1 pseudogene is annotated in these 258 nt (G+C 69.0%); it reads left to right on the top strand.

From position 1 onward, the window contains the following. Positions 1–258: pseudogene (locus C1X29_RS28855) on the top strand (riboflavin biosynthesis protein RibD); the annotation flags it as partial.

Below are 258 nucleotides of genomic sequence, written 5' to 3'. Positions count from 1 at the left end.
GTCGAGGCGCTGCGCGACGCTGGGGATGCCGCGCGTGGTGCAACTGCCGTCGTCACCCTGGAACCGTGCAACCATACCGGACGTACCGGTCCATGCACCGAGGCGCTCATCGCGGCAGGTGTGAAGCGCGTCGTCATCGCCCAGCGGGATCCCAACCCGCAGGCGCGCGGGGGAGTGCAGCGACTGCAGGATGCGGGGGTCGAGGTCGTCACCGGGGTCCGAAGCGATGACGCCTTGCTGCTCAACACCGACTACACC

This window comes from Pseudomonas sp. GW456-12-10-14-LB2, assembly GCF_002884345.1.
Classification (GTDB): Bacteria; Pseudomonadota; Gammaproteobacteria; order Pseudomonadales; family Pseudomonadaceae; genus Aquipseudomonas; species Aquipseudomonas paraglycinae.
This window is presented reverse-complemented; position numbering and strand designations above follow the sequence as displayed.